The organism is Sulfurihydrogenibium yellowstonense SS-5, assembly GCF_000173615.1.
GTDB lineage: Bacteria > Aquificota > Aquificia > Aquificales > Hydrogenothermaceae > Sulfurihydrogenibium > Sulfurihydrogenibium yellowstonense.
This window is the reverse complement of record NZ_ABZS01000215.1, coordinates 1-2,354: the sequence shown is the minus strand read 5'-3', so window position 1 is coordinate 2,354 and position 2,354 is coordinate 1. Positions and strand designations below refer to the sequence as shown.

2 protein-coding genes and 1 CRISPR repeat array are annotated in these 2,354 nt (G+C 32.5%); both genes read right to left on the bottom strand.

Annotated features, from left to right (window positions below; all coding sequences use genetic code 11):
• A partial coding sequence (locus SULYE_RS07700; RefSeq protein ID WP_007548193.1) for an HD domain-containing protein occupies positions 1–802 on the bottom strand: 802 nt, incomplete at its 3' end.
• A gap of 46 nt (positions 803–848) precedes the next feature.
• Positions 849–1,586: a CRISPR-associated endoribonuclease Cas6 gene (gene cas6, locus SULYE_RS07695; protein ID WP_007548192.1), complete on the bottom strand. Its 738-nt coding sequence runs from the start codon at positions 1,584–1,586 to the stop codon at positions 849–851.
• Between the two features lie 244 nt (positions 1,587–1,830).
• Positions 1,831–2,185: direct repeats of the CRISPR family, unit length 23 nt; unit sequence ATTCCTCATAGGTAGGCTACAAA.
• Positions 2,186–2,354 lie beyond the last annotated feature (169 nt).

Below are 2,354 nucleotides of genomic sequence, written 5' to 3'. Positions count from 1 at the left end.
AGAGTAAGAATACTTTTTCTTTTTCATCGTTTAGATTGTATTGTGGTTTTTCTTGTTTATAATCATACAGACAAACTGCTATTGCTGACAATACTCTTGAATGGTCAAATAGTGATATATCCGGATAGTGTCTTGACCCCCGTTCTTTATCGTATTTAGATGCTGGCACACACCATAAGTATTTTTGCAATAGGTAATATATAAAGTTAAAAGCCTGCTCTTCCTTAAAGTAATTTATTTTTTTAAAATCTTCTAAAAACTTTTTATAAAGCTCTGGATACTTACTCTCTTCTTCTCTGATTTTTCTCTCATCGCTTGGATTGGCTAACTTTCCTGTTTTTGCCGTTCTCTGGATTATCACTGGAAAGATTGTATCTTCAAGATTTTCAAAATCCAAGGGTTTTAATTTGTAATATCCCCAAAATTCTAAATCATCTTCTTTTTCTGAGTCTTCTATAAAAGAAACTCTCTCAAATACTGTGTGAAGCAAGTTAAATTCATCTTCTTTTTCTTTTTCTCTCTCTTCTGATGATAAATGGTCGGCTTTTTGTAAAACTTTACTTTCTAAAGAATCTTCCGGGTTGTGATGTCTTGATGCCCAAACCTTAATCTCATCTATGTTGCTAAAAGCTTTTGATAGACTTGGTTTTATTTCTGGGTCTTCAAACCATTGATGTGTAAATAGTGCATGTTGATATTTAAATTCTTGATAAGGTAGGTTTTTCCCTTTCCCAGCTCTTTGGTAGAATTTTCCAATGTCGTGTAGTAATCCTGCCATTGCTATTTTATAGTAGCTATTCATTTACTACCTCTTTTTAGCTTATTCGTTTTATATAAACTTTTTTCTTTTAGTTTTCTGACATTATTTCTATCATTCCAAAGCCTTGTGAGTTTTTGGCTCCAAGCCCTGCGTCGTATACTGCCTCTAATATCTCCGGGTCTGTTTTTATCTCAAATTCTCCATCTACTGCTTTTATTATATAGTCTTTATATTTTAATGGTTTTACTTTATAGTTTATTGGTTTTATCTCGAATTCAAAGTCTTCTAATCCTTTGCCTTTTATTATGCTGTATTTCTTTTTTATGTTTTCTTTTATCAGTGTGGCAAAGTTTGGGTCTTCCGGGAAGATATACTGAGTAAACCTTTTACCGTCTTCTTTTTCTATAGTTTTATAAACTGTGATGGGTGATAAGGTTCTTATTTTGTTTATTTGATTAAATTTTGGTTTTGGTAATATTTCTATAGATTTAAGTGTAAGTGGTTGTCTGTTTAGTATTATTTTTTCTCTTTGTAGTACTGTTTCTACAAAGGATTTTGAGACTTCTTCTATGGCTGATGATATGTATATGGTAATTGGTGGTTTAAAGTAGGCTGTAGAGTTATGAATGTTGAATTTTTCTGTGAATATTTTAGAGAATGTAAATAGTTTAAATGGTCTGTTGTTATGGAAAAATCCTACATCGTGTAGAAATTTGGCAAGTAGTCTTGGCAGGCTACGATAGAGCATTCCTTGTATGATTTGATTGTAATGAACGGGCAGTGCTAAATCTTTCCCCTCTTTTTCTAATACTAATTTTATTCTCAAAATTTTTCTCTCTTTTTATTTTTTCTGAATAATTTTATGAGATTTTCTGATGAGTTGTCAATAAGTTTTTGAAAACTGTTCTAAAATTCTTGCAAGCTTACCTTTCCGTACCATCCTGAGGCTGTAAAACCAAAGGATCTCCTCTTTTGATTTTTTTGATTTGAAAAATCATGAGATTCTTCGCCGGCTGCAGAATGACAGGCAAGATAACACCAATATCAAAAACTTTTTTAAAAGCAACCTTATTCCTCATAGGTAGGCTACAAAAACAGACATCATTATGTATCTTTTGTCCCCGTCTTTTTATTGTCAATTCCTCATAGGTAGGCTACAAACTTTACAGATACTACTTAATACCGCTTGAGAAATTTGATAGTCAATTCCTAATAGGTAGGCTACAAACAGACGGAAAAGAATACGTTGCGATAAGCACGTACTCACTTCAATTCCTCATAGGTAAGCTAATAACTATATTCGTAATTCCAAATATTGTACAGGGTATGGAGTTTCAATTCCTCGTAGGTAGGCTACAAACCTTAGGCTCTCTGACTTCTTCTATTCTGAATTAAGAATTCAATTCCTCATAGGTAGGCTACAAACCCGTTAAATTTTAATTCAAAAATCAAATCGTAAAAATCTTATTCAATTGCCAAGGTATGAAACATTATACCAAATTTTTAAAAAATCCGCAAGTTGAAGTTTTTTCCGCAAACCTCTTTGAAGCCAGGGTTCTTCGTCGGCTTCAGAATGACGATATTGGTTTTTGCA